The organism is Aerococcus urinaehominis, from assembly GCF_001543245.1.
In the GTDB taxonomy this organism is placed as follows: Bacteria; Bacillota; Bacilli; order Lactobacillales; family Aerococcaceae; genus Aerococcus; species Aerococcus urinaehominis.
In genome coordinates, this window is the sequence record NZ_CP014163.1 from 323,185 (window position 1) to 342,898 (window position 19,714).

16 protein-coding genes and 1 riboswitch are annotated in these 19,714 nt (G+C 40.5%); of the genes, 4 read left to right on the top strand and 12 right to left on the bottom strand.

Annotated elements, in window-relative coordinates:
* Positions 1-245: 245 nt before the first annotated feature.
* A complete protein-coding gene (locus AWM75_RS01460; protein ID WP_074572549.1) occupies positions 246-773 on the bottom strand; it encodes a folate family ECF transporter S component in 528 nt (175 codons plus the stop codon).
* A 60-nt stretch (positions 774-833) separates the two neighbouring features.
* Positions 834-928, bottom strand: a riboswitch (THF riboswitch).
* Between the two features lie 104 nt (positions 929-1,032).
* On the opposite strand from AWM75_RS01460, the gene AWM75_RS01465 reads away from it, so the two are divergent.
* Positions 1,033-1,332, top strand: a complete 300-nt coding sequence (locus tag AWM75_RS01465; protein ID WP_067977421.1) for a rhodanese-like domain-containing protein — start codon at positions 1,033-1,035, stop codon at positions 1,330-1,332.
* Positions 1,333-1,397: 65 nt separating this feature from the next.
* Here the strand turns inward: AWM75_RS01465 and AWM75_RS01470 are convergent, their stop codons facing one another.
* Positions 1,398-2,177, bottom strand: a complete 780-nt coding sequence (locus AWM75_RS01470; protein WP_067977422.1) for an acetoin reductase — start codon at positions 2,175-2,177, stop codon at positions 1,398-1,400.
* A gap of 199 nt (positions 2,178-2,376) precedes the next feature.
* On the opposite strand from AWM75_RS01470, the gene AWM75_RS01475 reads away from it, so the two are divergent.
* On the top strand, positions 2,377-2,676 hold the full coding sequence (locus tag AWM75_RS01475; RefSeq protein WP_067977423.1) for a hypothetical protein: 300 nt from the start codon (positions 2,377-2,379) through the stop codon (positions 2,674-2,676).
* Here AWM75_RS01475 and AWM75_RS01480 read toward each other — a convergent pair.
* The 8 genes from AWM75_RS01480 to AWM75_RS01515 all read right to left on the bottom strand — a co-directional run bounded on the left by AWM75_RS01480 (position 2,669) and on the right by AWM75_RS01515 (position 13,047).
* On the bottom strand, positions 2,669-3,178 hold the full coding sequence (locus tag AWM75_RS01480) for a GNAT family N-acetyltransferase (RefSeq protein ID WP_067977425.1): 510 nt from the start codon (positions 3,176-3,178) through the stop codon (positions 2,669-2,671). The genes AWM75_RS01475 and AWM75_RS01480 overlap by 8 nt on opposite strands.
* A 12-nt stretch (positions 3,179-3,190) precedes the next feature.
* Complete coding sequence (locus AWM75_RS01485; RefSeq protein WP_067977426.1) at positions 3,191-4,288, bottom strand: SLC13 family permease; 1,098 nt, start codon at positions 4,286-4,288, stop codon at positions 3,191-3,193.
* A gap of 240 nt (positions 4,289-4,528) precedes the next feature.
* Positions 4,529-5,416 carry a mechanosensitive ion channel family protein gene (locus tag AWM75_RS01490; RefSeq protein ID WP_067977427.1) on the bottom strand — a complete coding sequence of 296 codons (888 nt, stop codon included), beginning with the start codon at positions 5,414-5,416 and terminating at the stop codon, positions 4,529-4,531.
* A gap of 177 nt (positions 5,417-5,593) precedes the next feature.
* On the bottom strand, positions 5,594-8,236 hold the full coding sequence (gene adhE, locus AWM75_RS01495; protein ID WP_067977428.1) for a bifunctional acetaldehyde-CoA/alcohol dehydrogenase: 2,643 nt from the start codon (positions 8,234-8,236) through the stop codon (positions 5,594-5,596).
* Positions 8,237-8,552: 316 nt separating this feature from the next.
* Positions 8,553-9,137 (bottom strand): thymidine kinase, encoded by a 585-nt coding sequence (locus tag AWM75_RS01500; protein WP_067977430.1) that lies wholly within the window; start codon positions 9,135-9,137, stop codon positions 8,553-8,555.
* A 12-nt stretch (positions 9,138-9,149) separates the two neighbouring features.
* The gene (locus AWM75_RS01505; protein ID WP_067977431.1) at positions 9,150-10,364 is read right to left on the bottom strand and encodes an MFS transporter; all 1,215 of its coding nucleotides are present in this window, start codon (positions 10,362-10,364) and stop codon (positions 9,150-9,152) included.
* 99 nt (positions 10,365-10,463) lie between these two features.
* Positions 10,464-10,919 carry a SprT family protein gene (locus tag AWM75_RS01510; protein WP_067977432.1) on the bottom strand — a complete coding sequence of 152 codons (456 nt, stop codon included), beginning with the start codon at positions 10,917-10,919 and terminating at the stop codon, positions 10,464-10,466.
* The gene (locus AWM75_RS01515; protein WP_067980834.1) at positions 10,903-13,047 is read right to left on the bottom strand and encodes a Tex family protein; all 2,145 of its coding nucleotides are present in this window, start codon (positions 13,045-13,047) and stop codon (positions 10,903-10,905) included. Before AWM75_RS01515 ends, AWM75_RS01510 begins: the two co-directional genes overlap by 17 nt.
* A 366-nt stretch (positions 13,048-13,413) precedes the next feature.
* On the opposite strand from AWM75_RS01515, the gene AWM75_RS01520 reads away from it, so the two are divergent.
* The gene (locus AWM75_RS01520; RefSeq protein ID WP_067977439.1) at positions 13,414-16,119 is read left to right on the top strand and encodes a cation-translocating P-type ATPase; all 2,706 of its coding nucleotides are present in this window, start codon (positions 13,414-13,416) and stop codon (positions 16,117-16,119) included.
* A 105-nt stretch (positions 16,120-16,224) separates the two neighbouring features.
* Here the strand turns inward: AWM75_RS01520 and gorA are convergent, their stop codons facing one another.
* Together gorA and AWM75_RS01530 are read right to left on the bottom strand one after the other, a co-directional pair.
* Positions 16,225-17,577: a glutathione-disulfide reductase gene (gene gorA, locus AWM75_RS01525; protein WP_067977440.1), complete on the bottom strand. Its 1,353-nt coding sequence runs from the start codon at positions 17,575-17,577 to the stop codon at positions 16,225-16,227.
* Entirely contained in the window at positions 17,556-18,263 is a 708-nt protein-coding gene (locus AWM75_RS01530; RefSeq protein WP_067977441.1) for a hypothetical protein, read from the bottom strand. Before AWM75_RS01530 ends, gorA begins: the two co-directional genes overlap by 22 nt.
* A 132-nt stretch (positions 18,264-18,395) precedes the next feature.
* Between AWM75_RS01530 and AWM75_RS01535 the strand changes: the two genes are divergently transcribed.
* Positions 18,396-19,640 carry an O-antigen ligase family protein gene (locus AWM75_RS01535; RefSeq protein ID WP_082702015.1) on the top strand — a complete coding sequence of 415 codons (1,245 nt, stop codon included), beginning with the start codon at positions 18,396-18,398 and terminating at the stop codon, positions 19,638-19,640.
* Positions 19,641-19,714 lie beyond the last annotated feature (74 nt).

Consider the following 19,714-nt stretch of genomic DNA (forward strand, 5'->3'; position numbering starts at 1 on the left):
ACTACAGCTTGTTTGAGGCTGGCGAGGTGAGAGACCTTGGCTCGAACCGGTGCCATGGCTGTTGAACAGATGACCAATTCTCTGGAGACTCTAGCCTATGGCTAGAAAAAATAAAAAAGACCGAAGTCAAAACTTCGATCTTTAATATCACCAACACTATTTGACAAAGAGCCTTTAAAATCAGCAATACAGCTAATGTAAGCACAAAAAAAGGGGCTAGGAAATTCTCCCTGCCCCATAATAACTTATTCAACTAATTTTCTTAAAGACGGAATCCGCTCTAAAGTTTTAAAGATAAAGAGCAGAATTGCCAAATTTATCGGAAATTGAATCACAGTCCGAACAATCCGAGCCCATGAAAAGAAGGCGTTTTGATACATCATATTTAACCATAAGGGGGTTAAAATAAGGCTAACTAATATCGTTGTTGCAATTTTAGCAACCACCAAACGCTTCAAACTATAAGGGTGACGAAATAACAGTAGGCCATATATTACGGCACTTAAGATACTATTTAAGGTAAAACCAGGGAAAAAGAATCCAGATGGGCTAAGCATAAAACCTAGGATATCAGCAAAACCTGCGGCCACTCCAGCATAGACCGGCCCATAAAATGCCCCCATAATTGCAAGTGTTACAAAAGAAAAATTTATTTCCCAAGTAGGGCTAATTACCAAACGAAATTGGTTTAAAACCAAATTCAGGGCAATCAAAACCCCCATCCCAGCAACAAGCTTAGCGCTCGACATTGAACGCGGTAACCATTTATTCATAAAAAAAACCCTCCTAAAATTTGGAGAGTACCTTAACAGGTTACATTACACCCTTAAAAATTGAGCGAATGCGGGCAGACACCACGAACACACAGTCCTTCGTCCAGCAGCAACATTCCGTCTCCTGGCACTTAACGCGTATACCCTACTCTCAAGGAACCATTCTAAGCTTATTAAAGTAAAAAGTCAATTTAGGCCAAGCATATTATTTGTCTTTTTAGCTAAAATTGCTATCCTAAAACTAAGGAGGATGATTTACATGAAACAAGTTACTATTGAAGAATTCCAATCAATTGTCGAAAACCAAGATGACTTACATATTTTAGACGTCCGTCCTAAAGATTTGTATGAAGCAGGCCATGTGCCTGGTGCTGTTCACCTACCTTTATCGCAATTAGAAGATAGTCTAGATGAACTAGATAAAGATACCCATTACTACACAATTTGCCACGATGGTGTAGGTTCTAAGAAAGCTGCAACTATCTTAGATGAAAATGGCTTCGACGTTACTAATGTCGAGAAAGGTGTGCCAGACTATCAAGGTGAGTTAGAAAAATAAGCATAATAAAAGGGTTCGGCAGTAATTGCTGAACCCTTTTAATATAATCACTTTTTATGTTATCACTATCTCATTACCATACCACCGTCAATTAAAATAGCTTGTCCGGTCATATAATCTGAGTCTTCAGAAGCGAGATAGGAAACTAAACCAGCCACATCTTCAGGTTCTTGCGAACGACCCATCAAGATGCTTGATGAGAATTGCTCGAAGGTTTCACCTGGGGCATTACCATTATATTTAGCCATCTCAGCATCAATGCGATCCCACATTTCTGTACCAGCAACACCTGGGCAATAGGCATTAACTGTAATACCTGCTTCCGCATACTCCTTAGCAGCTGATTGGGTTAATGAACGCACTGCGTGCTTAGTCATTGAATAAATGCCTAATAAATCATAAGACTCATGACCGGCAATTGAACAAGCATTAATAACCTTGTAGATACGGTCTTTATTTTGTTTCTTCATTTGTTCAGTAGCTGCCTGGATCCCCCATAGCACACCCTTAACGTTAATTGCTACCATTTTATCAAAGGTTTCCTCGTCCACTTGAGCAAGCGGTTTAATACCTTCGACTCCTGCATTGTTGATAAAAACATCTAGGCGTCCATATGCATCCACAGCATGAGCAACTAGGTCAAATTGGTCTTCACGTTTAGAAACATCACCTACGAAGTAGGTTGCCTCATAACCTTCATCTTGCAATTCTTTAGCCGTATTCTCAGCAGTATCTTCATGGATATCTGAAATAACAATCTTAAAACCATCTTTAGCTAAACGTTGGGCAATTCCTTTACCCAAACCAGCGCCTGAACCAGTAATCACTGCGACTCTTTCACTCATAGAAGTACCTCCTGAATTAAAGCCCTTACATCTTACACTAATATTATACGAATAGATAAACAAAATGGCAAACCATATGATTCGAAATCGAATTGATGGTCACTATCCTTAAAAATGTATTTAAAATATATAAGCGCTATGGGCAAAACAAAGCTAATTATCTATAATAAGTTAACTTATACATTCGATGGAGGTCCTCATGAAAAAATATGCCAGTTTACTAATTAGTTTCCTACTCGCCCTGGTACTAGTCGCCTGTCGTCCCCAGTCTAATCAGACGCATACAATAAGCGGCCAGGTGAGCCAAATTAACCCTGATGGCTTTAATTTGCGTGATCAGCAGGGCCAGGAATATCAGATTATTACGTCAACCAGTAATCAACCTGAGCTACAGGCTGGCGACCAGGTCCGAGTGGATTTTGATGGCACCATGGCCATGTCGAATCCGCCACAAATCACTAACCCAAGTGATATAGTGGTTGACAAGTCGCTTAATTGATTGCTTTTTCGTAGGCATAGCGCGGATAATTATCTTCAGTAATACTTATGCTCGTGACGTAGTTAAAAGCTTGTTTTTTTATAATATGTTGCATGGTCAGATTATCAGGATGGGTATCGATCCTTAGACTGGCCATGCCTTTTTCTTTGGCCAAATTTGTAATATCCTGGAAAATTTGCTGGCTTGCTCCTTGTCCCCGCAAGTCATCCGCTACCATCAGACGGTGAACGGCATAATAGGGCCCACTAACTTGCCAGTCATCATACTGGTCATAGCCTTTATCACCTGGTGCCAGAACACAAAAGGCTTGGACCTGGTCATCTAGTAACCAGACATGGCCCGTTTCTGTTTCAAGTACTTGCGCTAAACTAGTCAATAAGCTAGGCCGATTCTGCCATTGATCAACCCCCTGGTCAGCCAAGAATTGGCTAGCCTGGTTAAATATAGCAGCAATAGCGGGATAATCACTAGTCTCAGCAAATCGGTGAGTTAGATCTGACATATTAATCCTCCTTTAATAGGGATAAAACAATAGGGTTAAAAATACAAGTAACAATAGATTTACCAGCAAGAATACTTTCAGATAATGGTTAGTTTTTATAGCAAGAGATGGCTTTATAATATTATAGCCGATTAGGTTAGCCAAGGAGGCGACTAAACTTCCCAGACCTCCGATATTAACCCCCAGTAACAGCTGTCTTGGCCACTCTGTAAATGGCGCAATTAAAATGCTTGTCGGCACATTTGAAATGACTTGGCTCAAGCCAACCCCCGCTAAATATGTGGTCTGCTTTTGGTTTACATTACTAGCCAACCAATCTTGGACCACAGTTAATTCAGAGAGATTACCCACTACTATAAAAAAGCTGGCAAATGTCAGCAACAGTAAGTAATCCACATGCCTAAGAAAATGGGGCCTGAACAAAAGTACAAAAACTGCAATCCCTAAACTGGCCCAGTAGACATTAATTAAACCAAAAACAGCTGCTACCATAATCAGCATACCGATACTAGCCCAGATTACCAGTCGATAATTAACTGGTTGACTAGAAAGTTGGGTACTAATAGGCGCCTTAGCCACTAGCAAACTTAAAACCATAACACCGAATAATCCAGCTAGCATTAATGGCAAGGTCCACATCATAAATTCAAAAAAGTTGATGCCATAATGGCTGTATATCACTAAATTTTGCGGATTCGAGAAGGGAAAGAAAACACCGCCTAAATTAGCAGCTACTACTATCAAAGCGGCACTTAAAACCCGACCTTTAAATCTAGGCAAATAACCCAGCAATTGCAGGTAAATAGGAAGCAAGGTCAAAACAGCAATATCATTCGGCAACAAGAAAGAACCTAGAAATGCTACCAGAATTAAGGCTTGAACCAAGCGACGGCTATTAGCCGATTTAGTGACTAGGAAAATAGAAGCCTGTTTCAGGAGTCCTGATTCAGCAAAAATACCCAAGACTAACATTAGGCCAAATAAAGTAACTATAACGCCATAGTTAATAAAGCGCCAATCAAAACGCCCGACTATCACACTAAGCAATGCTAAGCTCAAAGATAAAATGACCATACTATGTTTTCTAATGAATAAAATAAGCTGTTCCATGTACTAACTCCTAATTATTAAGCCTAATTTGCCTAGTTAGTATAGCACACAGTTCAAAATAGTGTGTCGCAAAAGTCCCATAAGACTAAAGCCTTGAAGGCTGGTTAGGCCAAAAAAGTTAATGAAACAAAAAGAAGCTGCGCTTCACGTCATAGCTTCTTTTCGATTCAAATTATATTTCTCTTTAAACATTTTAAGCAAATCGTCAAATCAAGACTAAACTTTTCAATACTATAGGTACTAATCCGTTTTGGGTAGATGTAGTGGCACGGGCAGCGTAATACCTTTAGCCACCATGGCATCATAAAGCTGGCATTCAATTTCAGATGTCCTTCCAGCAATTTGGTAATAGGCCGAACAGAACTGGACAAAAATTCTAAAGCCATTATCATCCATCATAATTCTGGAGAAAGTAGCTTGTTCATTTTGAAAACCTTCAATAAAGCGTGTAAATTCTTCTAATTCCTCTTCATCGTGTTGGTCAAGGAAGGCTTGATGGTGATCAGCTGCCACCTGCTCAGCAGCCCCCAAGGCCACGTCACGGTCAGCGTCAAAGGCAATTAAAATACTTGTTTCAACTACCACGAAATCATGGTCGTGAGAGTAGTTAGTTAGAACCTTCTCAAAAATAAATCGGTTAGGTAGAGAGATATAGCGACCAGTTGGACGAATATTTTCGACTAATCCTCCCATTTCAGCTAAATTAAATTGTAAAAAATCAAAATCCACAACCTGACCACGTTGGCCAGCAATCTCGATTACATCTCCAATTCTAAATGGATGGCGAAAAATAGTATAGAAATAGGCTACAATATCAACGATCATGTCTTTGAGCGCCAAGGTAATGGTGGCAACCATTAGGATAATGAAAATAGCCGCCGAGCCCACACCCTGGAACCAAATGTAAATAAGTAGGACAATAGCTGGCAAAGTGATAAAGAGGCGTGATAGACGGAGAATCATAATCTCACGATCATCGTTACTAGTCAGTTTACGCGCTAACAAGCCTACCAATTTGCTGGCTAGATAAGCTAGCGCAATGGTCCCTAGTGAAGCTAAAAGACGGCGTCCAAATTCTTCAGGATTGCTGACTCCTTCTCCCATATTATCAATAATTTCCTGGAACAAATAAACACTCCTTTAGTAATCCCATTAATTAAAGGTTAATTAAACATTATAAAACCATTCTACCACAGTCAATCACTTTAAATAAAGCAATATAAAACCTGGTAAATAGGGATAAGGCCCCACTAATAACGACAAAACTGGAAGCATTTCTGCCTCCAGTTTTATTAAGCTTATTTTTTATTTAAGTCGGCCTGGTTTTTTCTTATAACCATAGTAGGCATCTTCTAAAATTTCTTTCATATCAGAAACAAGCGCGAGACGAGGATTAACTGGCGTACACTGATCTTCATAAGCTAAATAAGCTAGCTCTTCTGTATATTTCATGTACTCATCCTTGTCAATGCCTTGACCTTGGATAGACATATTAATACCTACTCGTTCACCCAAATCATAAACCGCCTTAGCTAACGAAGCGACACCTTCTTCAGCAGTTTCAGCTGGTAAACCTAACATTTTAGCCACATCTTGATATTTTTTATCAGCGATATAGTGGTTATATTTTGGCCAGGTGGCATGCTTAGCTGGACGGGTACCATTATACCGAATAACATATGGTAGCAGGATAGCATTGGTTCGGCCATGAACAGTATGGAAGCGACCGCCAAGCTTATGGGCTAGGGAGTGAGAAATACCTAGGAAGGCATTACCAAAGGCCATACCCGCGATAGTAGAAGCATTATGCATTTTCTCCCGCGCTACCGGATCAAAGTTATTCACTGAATCTTCTAGATATTCAAATACCATCTTAATCGCCTGTAAAGCCAAGCCATCTGTATAATCAGTTGCCATAATAGATACATAAGCCTCTAAAGCATGGGTTAGAACATCCATACCAGTATCAGCAGCAACATGGGCTGGCACACTATCAACAAATGCTGGATCTATAATGGCAATTGTAGGCGTTAATGAATAATCTGCTAATGGATATTTCATGTTATTAGCCTTGTCCGAAATAACTGCAAATGGTGTCACTTCAGCCCCAGTACCAGAAGTTGTTGGAATAGCAACAAATTGGGCTTTTTTACCAAGTCTAGGGAAGCGCACCGCCCGTTTTCTGATATCCATAAATTTTTGAACTAAATGACGGAAGTTTACTTGTGGTTGCTCATAGAATAACCACATAATTTTAGCCGAGTCGATAACTGAGCCTCCACCGATTGCAATAATCGTATCAGGTTGGAAGGCTCTGATGGCCTCGGCACCACGTTCAACAGTTGTGATGTCTGGATCAGGCTCAACATCTGTAAAGGTATTATAAATAACCTTATCCTGGCGACGATCTAGTTGTTGAATCACAGTCTGTAAGTAGCCTAACTTAGCCATTGATTCGTCAGCGATAATCATTACACGGTGGGTATGCGGCATAGATTTGAGGTATTGAATTGAATTACGCTCAAAGTAAATTTTTGGTGGTACTTTAAACCATTGCATATTATTTTGCCGACTCCCCACTTTTTTGATATTTAGTAAATTCAAGGCATTGACGTTACCACCGACTGAGTTAGCTCCGTACGAACCACAACCCAATGTTAGCGATGGAATAAAAGCATTGTAAACATCCCCAATACCGCCAAAAGTTGATGGCTGGTTCCATATTACACGGATGGCCTTGACTAATTTGCCAAATTCAACAGCTAATTCACGATCACTGGTATGAATGGCTGCTGAATGGCCTAAACCGTGGAATTCCACCATTTGACGCGCCATATTCAAACCTTCTTGACGACTATTAGCCTTCAATAGGGCAATAATTGGTGATAATTTTTCACGGGTTAAGGGCTCTTTTTCCCCTACTTCTTGGCACTCTGCTACTAAAATATTAGTACCTTCTGGCACTTTAAAACCAGCTTGTTCAGCTATCCAAGTAGCAGGGCGACCGACGATATCTGCATTTAGATTGGCTTCGGCACAATTTTCTGAGTTAGCCTTAGCACCAAAGCAGAATTCTTCTAATTTAGCTTTTTCTTCAGCATTAACCACATATGAGCGATAAGAAACCATTTCGGCCTTGAAATCATCATAGATTTCCTTATCAACAATTGCAGCTTGCTCAGAGGCACAAACCATACCATTGTCAAAGGATTTAGATAGGACAATGTCATAGGCCGCTTGTTTAACGTCAGCTGTTTTTTCGACATAGGCTGGCACATTCCCAGCGCCAACACCAAGAGCTGGTTTACCACATGAATAAGCTGCTTTGACCATAGCATTACCACCAGTGGCCAAGATCGTGGCTATATCTGGGTGGTTCATCAATGTATTAGTAGCTTCCATAGAGACTTTCTCAACCCATTGGATACAGTTTTCAGGTGCACCCGCAGCTACCGCGGCATCACGGACAACCTGAGCGGCATGTATTGAAGATTGAACTGCAGCTGGGTGGAAAGAAAAAATGATTGGATTACGGGTTTTTAAGGCAATCAAGGCTTTAAAGATTGTCGTCGAAGTTGGGTTTGTAGTGGGCACAATGGCACAAATTACGCCTACAGGTTCAGCAATCTCAGTAATACCTGTTGTCTTATTTTCAGAAATTACGCCCACTGTTTTTTGTTTACGCATATAGTTGCCTACATGCTCACAAGCAAATAAGTTCTTGGTTGCCTTATCCTCAAAGACACCCCTACCTGTCTCCTCAACAGCATGCTTAGCTAAGACACCATGCTGATCTAGAGCAGCTACAGATGCTGTAGCCACAATTTGGTCTATCTGCTCTTGATCTAACTCTAAGAATTCATCCAAAGCCTCCAGACCTTTGTTCACTAGGTCATCTATTACCTTAGTTACATTTTCTTCAGGCTTCTTTCCATCTTTCTTAGTCATTATAATTCCCCTTTACATTTTCTTTACAAGGTTATGTTAAATCATTCACAATCTTTTTTAAAGTAAAAGTTTTACCGATCATTGAAAAAGAACAGTAATATTGGGTACGCATAAAATAAAAAAAAGTCAATACCTTACTATGTGAAAAACGGTATTGATATATCAACATTCTTAAATAACTATTCTGACAAGCAGATTAAAATAAATACATATTTTGTATACATTTAGTTATTATTTTCACAAACTAGTAGTGTAAATTTCAATAAAATGCAAAACCAGTCATAAGCAATCATTTTTTCGCTTATGACTGGTTTAATTATTGGCCGTCTGGGTAGCCTTGCATATAGTGACGTCGACAAACTGGCAAATATGATTCATTACCGCCAATTTGAATTTCATCACCTTCATATACTGGTCGTCCATCAACAATCCGCATATTCATAGTTGCTTTGCGCTCACAGTACCAGCATATCGTTTTTATCTCTTCTATTTTATCCGCAAATTCTAGTAAGGTTTTAGAGCCTTCAAACAGATGATTTAAAAAATTATTTTTTAAACCAAAACACATCACCGGGATATCTAGTATATCTACCACCCGTGCAGCCTGAATAATTTGCGCTCGACTTAAAAACTGGGCTTCATCAATTAAGACGCAAGAAACACGTTGGTCCTCACTCTTCTTACTTACTAAATCAAAAAGATCATCCTGACTAGATAAGGCATAGGCTGGGCGCTCCCAGCCTACTCGACTAGCAATTATGCCCTGACCGGAACGATTGTCGGTTGCTGAAGTGAAGACTAAAACTTTTTTATCCTGTTCTTCATAATTATGGGCAACTTTCATCAGCTCAATTGATTTCCCTGAGTTCATTGCGCCATATCTAAAATATAACTGTGCCAAATCTTTAACCCCCTATTTAGACTGAGCTAATTTCTTAGCAGAAAAGATAGCTAGCATAGCCAAAGCTAATAATACCATAGAAGTATAAATAGCTGGCTGAGCGGCTTGTAAAAAGTCAAAACTATAACCATATAAAGTTACTGTCAAGGCGCCACCCACACCTTGAATGACTGAAATAGCAGCAAAAGCCTTAGCAAAGGATTCTGTTCCAAAGATTTCCTTGATAAGTAACTGGGTACCTACTGCGATCATAGCATAAATTGAACCGAACAATAACCCGCCTACTAACATAATTAAAGGCGACTGGCCAATAGCTATTAGGGCCAAACCTAGTTGACAAATACAGGCAATAACTAAAAAAGCAGTCGTCGGGCTAGTCCGGTCAGAAATCGTTCCTATCCCTAATTTAAACACAATATTTCCAATCATAACCATTGATAAGAGTAGGGAACCAACTGTTAAACTAAAGCCAGAAAACCCAGCGATTGTTGGCATATGAGAAGTAAGACCAACTAAGGCCGTCGCGAACAGTCCAGCTATTAAGATTAACCAATAAACCGGTGATTGATACGAAAAAGAACTTAAGCCATTATTTGTTTGACCAGAGCTAGGGCCCTGGCTATGCTCACTCAAGCGCTGGTAGGGCTGATGACCGACCTCTTCAGGGGTTAAAGCGAAATCTATACTTATACAAGGAATAGCGCACAGTATCAAACCGATTGCAACAAAAATATAAGCCCAGCGCCAACCCAGATGTTCAATAATTTGCGCAATAATAGGAGAAAATAAGGCCCCCCCAATTCCAGACGAGGCAAAGATTAGACTAGAGACAAAACCATGCTTAGAAACAAACCAGTTGTTAATTAAAATCGCCATAGGCACTGTTCCAATTAAGCCCAAGGCCGCTCCACGCACAATCCCTAATAAGTTAAGCTGCCAAACAGCCGTAATTTGAGATGACAAAAATGCCGCGGCTGCCATAAGAGCAACACCCACAATAATCAAGTGTTTGTACTTAACTCGCTGTAAAATTTTTGGTGCTAAGGGCCCTAATATGGCATTAGTGAATACTATCAGCGTCATATGTAAAGACACATCCCCATGCAAAACACCTAAGTCAGAAGCTATAGGTTCAATGAACACACTAGAAACATTAGAATTTAGTCCCCAACCAGCTCCCAACAAGAGCATGGCGGCAGCAATTAGTTTTTTATACTGCTTATCCATCAGACAACCTCCATCTTTTTTACATTCACTTCCATACTAGCATAGAAAATAATGAAGGACTAGCCAATTCAAGGGCTAGTCCTCTATTTTTTGTAAGCGTTACATTTGCTTAATTAGATGTATTTTACTCCGGCAATTGCCACACACAAAGTGGCTAATATCCAGGCGACGCTGGCGCCAAAAATCCTGACCACATTCTAGACACCGGTAGTGATACTTATGATGTATTATTTTTGGACTAGGCACATGGCGGAGACCTTCGACTTGTTGCAACAAGTCTTTAAAATCTTGGTCGCTATGTCGGTAGCCCTTCCCTGTTAAGTGCAAGTGATAATGGCAGAGTTCATGGCGAACAATACCAGCAAAAACCGTCCAACCATGGTCAGCCAAAACCCTAGGGTTGAAATCCAGATGGTGATCATTGAGGTGGTAGCGACCACCGGTTGAACGCAGGCGCTTATTCCATACGGCTAGATGGCTAAAAGGTCGCTTAAAATAAGTCAAAGACTGACTTTCTACAAAATCCTGGAGCGCCTCGTTACTTAATATTACCATCTTTATCTGGACCTACCATTGATAGTGAAATCCTATTTTTAGCCAGATCTACATCTTGCACCCACACAGTTACAATATCGCCAAGTGACACAACATCTTTGGGATTTTTGACGAAATCCTGGCTTAAGCGAGAAATATGAACTAAACCATCTTCTTTAACCCCAATGTCAACAAAAGCACCAAAATCGACCACATTGCGCACTGTTCCCTGCAAGGCCATACCTGGCTTTAAGTCCTTCATTTCTAGAACATCAGATCTTAATACCGGAGCCTCGATGTCATCACGCAAATCACGACCCGGTGCTAGCAAACCTTCCAAAATATCGGTCCAGGTCTCTGCTCCTAAATTATAGTCTTCACTTAGTTGGTCCGGATCTAGAGCCTTTAATTTTTCTTGATTGGTTTGGCTAGCCAAGTTATTAATATCTATACCTTGATCAGCTAGCATCCGCTCAGTTACCTGGTAACTTTCTGGGTGGATACCTGTATTATCTAAAATATTATCTCCATTAACAACTCTCAAAAAGCCTGCTGACTGCTCGTATGCTTTAGGGCCCAACCGAGGCACATCTAAAAGTTGCTTACGGTTAGTGTAAATGCCATGCTCTTCTCGATAATTGGTAATGTTTTTAGCTACTGCTTTAGTGAGTCCAGCAACATGCTCTAAGAGAGAAGGGCTGGCAGTATTCACATTGACACCAACCCGGTTAACAATCACATCTACAGTAAAGTCTAGATTGTCAGCTAATTTTTTAGGCGCGATATCATGTTGGTATTGTCCGACGCCAATTGCTTGGGGTTCAATTTTTACTAATTCAGCTAATGGATCTTGCAAGCGATGGGCAATTGAAACCGCTGATCGCTCTTCTACATTGTAATCTGGAAATTCTTCTCGCGCTATTTCTGAAGCTGAGTAGACAGATGCGCCTGATTCATTAACAATTACAAAATGAATGGGCAAATCATATGCCTTAATTTGGTCTGCTACAAAGGCCTCGGACTCCCGACTAGCGGTACCATTGCCAATCGCAATCGTTTCAACCCCATAATCGGCAATTAACTTTCTAAAAGCCTCACTGGCCTCTTCCTTCTTATTAACTGGTTTATGAGGATAGATAACATCCTTGGCCAATACTTTACCTGTGGCATCAACAATCGCTAATTTACAGCCAGTTCTAAAAGCTGGATCCCAGCCCATTACGGTTTGCCCCTTCATCGGCGGCTGCATCAATAAATGAGAAAGATTGTCGTTAAAAGTCTCAATGGCATGGTCTTCAGCCTGGCTAGTCAGGTCAGAACGAATCTCACGGATAATGGCTGGCAGTAAAAACCGAGCCAAGGCATCATCAATTGCATGTTGGATAAGCTCAGCTGTCGGACTATCCTTATGCTTAATGTAACGCGCTTGAATATAACGGGAGACCAAATCTTTATCAATTTCGATATCAACTTTAAGAACCTTTTCTTTTTCAGCCCGATTTAAAGCGAGCACTTGATAGGACTTTACTTTAGGCACAGGGCTAGAAAAGTCATAGTAAACTTCATAAACACCCTGCTGGTCATGATCATTTTTTATTTTGCGACTCGTCAGCAGACCGAATCTCGACATGGTTTCTCTTAATTGGGCCCGAATATCAGCGTCCTCTGATACCCATTCAGCCATGATTTCATGAGCCCCAGCCAATGCTTCATCAGTATTTTTAATTTCTTCATTTAAGTATTGGTTAGCTTCAGATTCGATATCAAGACGAGCTGGATTAGAAAAAATCAGACTAGCCAATGGTTCTAAGCCAGCTTCTTTAGCAACTGTTGCCTTGGTGCGACGCTTCTGCTTGTAGGGTGCATACAAATCTTCTAACTTGGTCAACTGGTCGGCTGCCTTAATCTTCTTTTCCAATGCTGGCGTTAGCTTGTCTTGTTCTTTTATCGCCTTAATAATAGTCTCACGACGATCTTCTAAGTGGCTAACATACTGGTAAGATTCCTCAATTTCTCTAATTTGAACCTCATCCAATGACCCTGTTTGCTCCTTGCGATAGCGCGCAATGAAGGGAACTGTGTTTCCTTCGGCCAACATGTCTAATACATTTGTAACTTGCTTAGCCTGATAATCAGGTAAACGTTCCATAGTTTTTTCTAACAATAAATTTTCCACACTAATCCTCCCTCGACATACCAATACATTCTACCAGATTTTATTTAGACTTAAAAGCTTCTCAAAAAGTTAGTAAGCCCTTTAAAAATAGTATAAAAATCAGTTAAATTAGATTGTCAAAACAATAAAAATACATTATAATAAACGTACGCAAAATGAATTACAACCCAGATAAGGGAGTAACCAGCAGCAGATTATGTTGCGGTAGTATCAACAGTTTGCAGATTTCTCTGCTGGTGCTACCTTAAAAGGTGAGACTTATACTACATGGCAGTCAGTAGTATAGGTCTCTTTTTTTGTAATTTGTATTTGACGTAATTAATAAGGGGGAATTTTTAGATGAGCCAAGATTTACAAAATCAGGCCTTCCATGCCCGTGATATTGAGGAAGTTACCAGCCAACTTAATAGCTCGGTCGAAGGTTTGACTCATAGCGAAGCTAAGGCTCGCTTGGATAAATACGGTCCCAATGAATTAAAAGAGGGCGAGCGTAAAACTACCTTGCAAAAATTCATTGACCAATTTAAAGATGCAATGATTATTATTCTTTTAATCGCTGCTGCTTTATCTGTTATTTTAGAGGGTGCTGAAGGGATGGTCGACGCCATCATTATCCTCGCTGTTGTTTTAATTAATGCCATTATGGGTGTTATTCAAGAAAACAAGGCTGAAGATGCCATCAATGCGCTGAAAGAAATGTCTTCACCTTCTGCCAATGTACGTCGTGATGGACATATTGAAGCAGTAGACTCTCGGGAAATTGTTCCCGGTGATGTTGTTGTCCTAGAAGCTGGAGATGTGGTTCCTGCCGACCTTCGTCTCTTTGAAGCTAATTCATTACAAATTGAAGAAGCTGCCTTAACAGGTGAATCTGTTCCTGTTACTAAAAATCTAGCTAGCGTTTCTAGTGACGCCGGTATCGGTGACCGCACTAACATGGCTTTCTCTTCTACTAACGTCACTTACGGCCGTGGAGCTGGTATTGTTACAGCAACTGGTATGGAGACAGAAGTTGGTAACATCGCTGAAATGCTAGAGCAGGCTGAGACTAAAAAGACACCTTTACAAGAAAACCAAGACCAATTAACCAAGTTCCTAACTTGGGCTATCATTGTTATTGCGGTTGTTATCTTTGTTATTGGTTTAATGAATGGCCGTGAATGGGTTGAAATGCTATTAGTTGCTATTTCAATCGCTGTTGCTGCCCTTCCTGAAGGCCTACCAGCTATCTCTACGATTATCCTAGCCTTGGGTACACAAAGAATGGCAGACCGTAACGCCTTAGTTCGTAAGTTACCTGCTGTAGAAACTTTAGGTGGTACAGAAGTTATCTGTTCAGATAAAACTGGTACCCTGACTCAAAACAAGATGACGATCGAAAAAGTTTACTATAATGGTCAAGAACATGATGCTAGCGAAGATATTGACTTCAACGAGCCGGTCTTCCGTGTTATGAACATGGCTAACGACTCAACAATTGGTCGTAACGATGAGTTATCTGGTGACCCAACTGAAACTGCTATGATTCAATTTGGTTTTGATAAGGGTTATGATGTCCGTGAAGAATTAAAAGAATGCCCACGTGTTGGTGAAATCCCATTTGATTCTGATCGTAAGATGTCAACTACTGTGCATCCAACCCTCGAAGCAGATCGCGATAAAGGTGCCTTCACCGTTATGACAAAAGGTGCTCCTGACGTATTAATCGCTAGATGTACCCACTACTATGACAAGGGTGAAATTCGTCCTTTAGATGATGCAACCCGCCAACAATTATTAGATGCTAACCACGGTATGGCTATCCAAGCACTACGGGTCTTAGCCATGGCCTTCAAATTTATTGACCAAGAAAAAGATGAATATACTTCTGAAGCTGAAGAGAATAACCTCATTTTCGCTGGTATGGTTGGAGAAATCGACCCTGAGCGTCCTGAAGCAAAAGATGCAATTGCTGTTGCTAAACAAGCTGGTATCCGCACCGTTATGATTACTGGTGACCATAAGGATACTGCCCAAGCCATTGCTGCTCGTTTAGGTATTGTTGAAGAAGGTGATGACGCTGCCGTTACAACTGGTGCGCACCTTAATGAAATTACTGATGAAGAGCTAGCTGCTAGTGTTGAAAACTACTCAGTATACGCTCGGGTATCTCCTGAACACAAGGTACGTATCGTGCGCGCCTGGCAATCGCATAACAAGGTTGTAGCGATGACCGGTGATGGGGTTAACGACGCCCCTTCACTGAAACAAGCTGACATTGGTATTGGTATGGGTATCACTGGTACTGAAGTATCTAAGGGTGCTTCTGATATGGTACTCGCTGATGATAACTTTGCAACAATCGTTACTGCTGTTGAAGAAGGTCGTAAAGTATTCGCCAATATCCAAAAAGCTGTTCAGTTCTTGCTTTCAGCTAACTTGGGTGAAGTTATGACCCTCTTTATTGCTACCATGTTAAACTGGACTATCCTAGAACCAATCCACATTCTATGGATCAACTTGGTAACTGACACCTTCCCAGCGATTGCGCTAGGTCTAGAAGCAGCTGAAAAAGATGTTATGGAACACGCCCCTCGTGGTCGGACTTCAAACCTCCTATCAGCCGGTGTCCTACCGTCAATCATTTACCAAGGGCTTTATGAAGGTGGTATCACCCTATTTGTTTACTGGTATGCCACTTATCAAATGCAGGTTGAGCATATGGATGCTGAAGCGATGGCCTTCTTAACCCTAGCCTTCATCCAATTGTTCCATGCCTACAACTGTCGCTCTGTATTCAAATCTCTATTTGCTAGCAACCCATTCGGCAATAAATCACTTAATATTGCAGTCCTATTCTCAACAGCCCTAATGCTGCTAGTTGTTTTCGTACCAGGTCTAAACGATGCCTTTGGTACATCTCACCTAGTTGGTGATGCTATGGCTGGTCAAATGTGGACAGTGATTATCTTGTCAGCGGCTTCAATCCTAGTCTATGTTGAAATTGTCAAAGCAATTCTACGTGCAACTGGTGTAGCCCATAACTTAGAGAATAAAAATCGTTAAATAGCGGTAGGCAAAAGAAGTCAGGTATAACCTGGCTTCTTTTTTTGTCGACAAAAAAGCCTGGAAATAAAATCCAGACTTTGCATATGTATAAAATCACTTTATTTATCGCATAGTTACAAAATCTTCAGCAGCAGTTGGATGGATGGCCACAGTTGCATCGAAATCAGCCTTTGTTAAGCCAGCTTGCACAGCCACGGCAAAACCTTGCAGCATTTCCTCTAAGCCATAACCAATACCGTGGATACCTATAACCACCTCATTTGGTCCCTGACAGACTAATTTCATGGTAACCGGTTGACGATTATCTGTGACTGCGGTGAACATAGCAGTAAAATTGCTTTGATAACTAGCTATTTGGTCTGCTCCAAACTTATCAATAGCAGCTTTTTCAGTATAGCCCATGGTAATAATTGGGGGATTAGCAAAGATATTAGAAGCAATCTTATTGTAATCTAAATAGAATTTATCTGCTCCATTAAAAAGATGATCTGCTAGCGTTCGCCCAGCCTTAATGGCAACTGGTGTCAAATCAACTTTACCTAAAACATCGCCGATAGCGTAAACCCCTTCAGCATCGGTAAAATGATAGTCATCGACCTTAATATGACCGCTGTCAGTCAACTGGACATCGGTATTTTCTAGTCCAAGGTCATCAGTATTAGGGCGGCGACCAACTGCCATGATTACTTTCTCGGCTGAAATAAAGTCATCCGACTCAGCAACATAAACATTGATTAGGCCATCTTCGCCTTTGTCTAATTTATTCACATTACGTTCAGCATATATCTTGATACCAGCCTGCTCCATTTCTTGGCGCAAGACCTTAGTGATTTCAGGATCTAACTGGAACATTGGTGTATCTTCTCGTAATATCACTGAAGTATCTACACCAAATTCATTAAGCATCATAGCGAATTCAACACCAATATAACCGGCACCGATTAAGACCACTGACTCCGGTAAACTTTCCCATTTGAAAAATTCATCCGAGCTATCAGCTAATTCAATGCCAGGAATATTTAACATTAAGGGTCTACCCCCAACTGCAATTGTGATGTGGTCCCCATGAATTTTTTCGCCGTTGACTTCAATCGTATGATTATCAATAAACTTGGCACGTCCTTGAAGATAATGCGTGCCCCGAGATTCAAATCCGGAAAAATAGGAATTATGGACCCGGTCAATATAAGCATCCCGATTAGCGATTAGCGTCTGATAATCTAGCCCATTAAACTGATAGTCTAAACCATAAGAAGGTGCGTAATCCTGATTTTCCTGAACCATTTTACCAGCGTGCCACATGATTTTTTTGGGTACACAGCCTCTGTTAACACAAGTCCCCCCTACCTGATCAGCTTCCACAATCAGTACCTTTTTGCCATACTCAGCAGCCCGGTTAGCACTTGAAATACCACCAGAGCCACCACCAATAGTTATATAATCATATCTTTCCATTCATTAAAATCCTTCCCTAAAAATTTCTTTTTATTATTCTCATAGGCTGTTTTAGCAGCCTGATTTGCTTGCTGTATGTCATATTCTCGGTTAGAAATAAATTTTACACCGGGTGATATTTCAGGCTTACCAAGTTGGGCTGGTTTACTAACAGGTACAACCGGTTCTTTAGCAACTAAATAAACAACAGATATTGTATGCCGAGCCGGCACCACTGCCTGGTAGCGACCATGATTGTCGTAACATTTGAAGTAAAGGTTGCCCGCGCCATCATAGCCGTATTGATAAGCTAATAGCCAGTGGTTACCATAAGGGCTCCCTAGGCCGGCCAATGTAGAGATAATCACTGGTTGCTGATAGTTGTCTATTAATTGTGGCACATTACACTCTGTTATCAGAGCTGCTTTCACTGTAAGTGGCGCCTCTATTAAAAACTGGTTTAGTCCCACAGCCAAATTCCAAATAAAAGTACCTCGATGTGGATGAAAACGATCTATCAAAGTCGTTAAACTAGCAATTAGCCGCTTCCGATTTAATTGGTGCCCCGTATCCTGATAAACACGGTCGTGAATTAAAACCGCACTACAATATGAGCCACAAATGCCCTGACTGCCACGATTTATCCAAGTACGGTATTTTTTAAATCGATCGGCATCTAAACCCATCCAAGCAATTGATGCATCCATTATCTACACCTCACTTTCCCTTATTTTAGCATGAAAGCCTATTCTAAGCTTTCAAACTGCTTAATATTTGTTGAAACTTTATGCTTTCAATTGTTTTTACGATGAAAGTCAAGTAAAGTAGTTATTAAATATATGACAACAGGAGGCGGTAACTTGGCCCAAGATTTAAAAACTTTGGCTAGCCGACAAATTTCCTGGTATGTACAAAGAATTTTATTAAGTATGCTCTTAATTAGCAATTTTCTGCCTTTCTACATCACCATCCTCACCTTCATATTCGTGATAATTATTCTGGTGGCAACAGCTAGTTTAAAAAGTGATTATTTTAATAACCCTAACTCCCTAACACTCTTTATTTTTTCCCTTTATACTGGCATGGTAGCCATCATTTATGAGAATTGGCTGGGACTCTTTATCAGCCTGGCTTTTATCCTAGCAATCATCTTCTTTACCTACTATACAGAAATTGTCCATCCGTCCTATTTGGAGGAGGTCATCAATATTTCATTAGTAGCGGGCTTTTTTTGTTTTATTTTTGCCCTACTGGAACACCAGGAACTCATTTACGAATTTGATTACACCTGGATTTCGCAGACTATGTCTAAAGTCCATGCTGACCGGGTGGAAGCTACATTTTTCAACCCGAACTACTATGCTATGATACTCGAATTTTTAATAATTATGGGTATTTACAAGATATTTAAAACGAAAAAACGTCGGAAAAAGCTAACATTTTCTTTTTTAACCTTGTGTAACTTACTGGCTACACTGTACACAGGTACCCGGACTAGCTTCCTAGTTATTCTAGCGGCAGTCTTTGTTTTCTTTTATATTATTGGATACAAAAAGCAGGCAATACTTAGTGTACTGGCCTTAACTGTCGGTCTAATTATTGCGGTAGCACTGGGCTACCTGCCCCGCATGTTGGACCTAGCCTATGCTTTTTCCGACCGCTTCGGTATATGGGAAACATCCTGGGCCGCAATCAAATCACAGCCTTTCTTTGGTCGTGGTCCTTTAACTATGCTGGTGGTCTTTAAAGAATTTGGTGGTAAGTATACCCAACATGCCCACAATCTAATCCTTGAAGGCCTGTTATCCTATGGCATCATAGGCTTAATCATTCTAATTCCTGTAGGCCTCAGTTTAATTCGTCTACTCAATCGCATGCGCCGCTATCCTGACCTGAGATTGCGCCTGGCCCTATTCTGTGCCTTAATTACCATTGTGGTTGTCCATGGTTTAACTGATGTAACCATATTTTGGATACAAACAGCCTTCTTGCTCTTTTATACCTTACTCCCAGCCAAGAATATTCTAGCCGAACATGAAGACTTACAGGCCACAATAGACGAAGCACAAATTAAAATAAAATAGTAAATACGCAAAATGGACTGTGACCCAAGTCACAGTCCATTTTTGTGCTAGAAATAATATTATTTAGATGGATA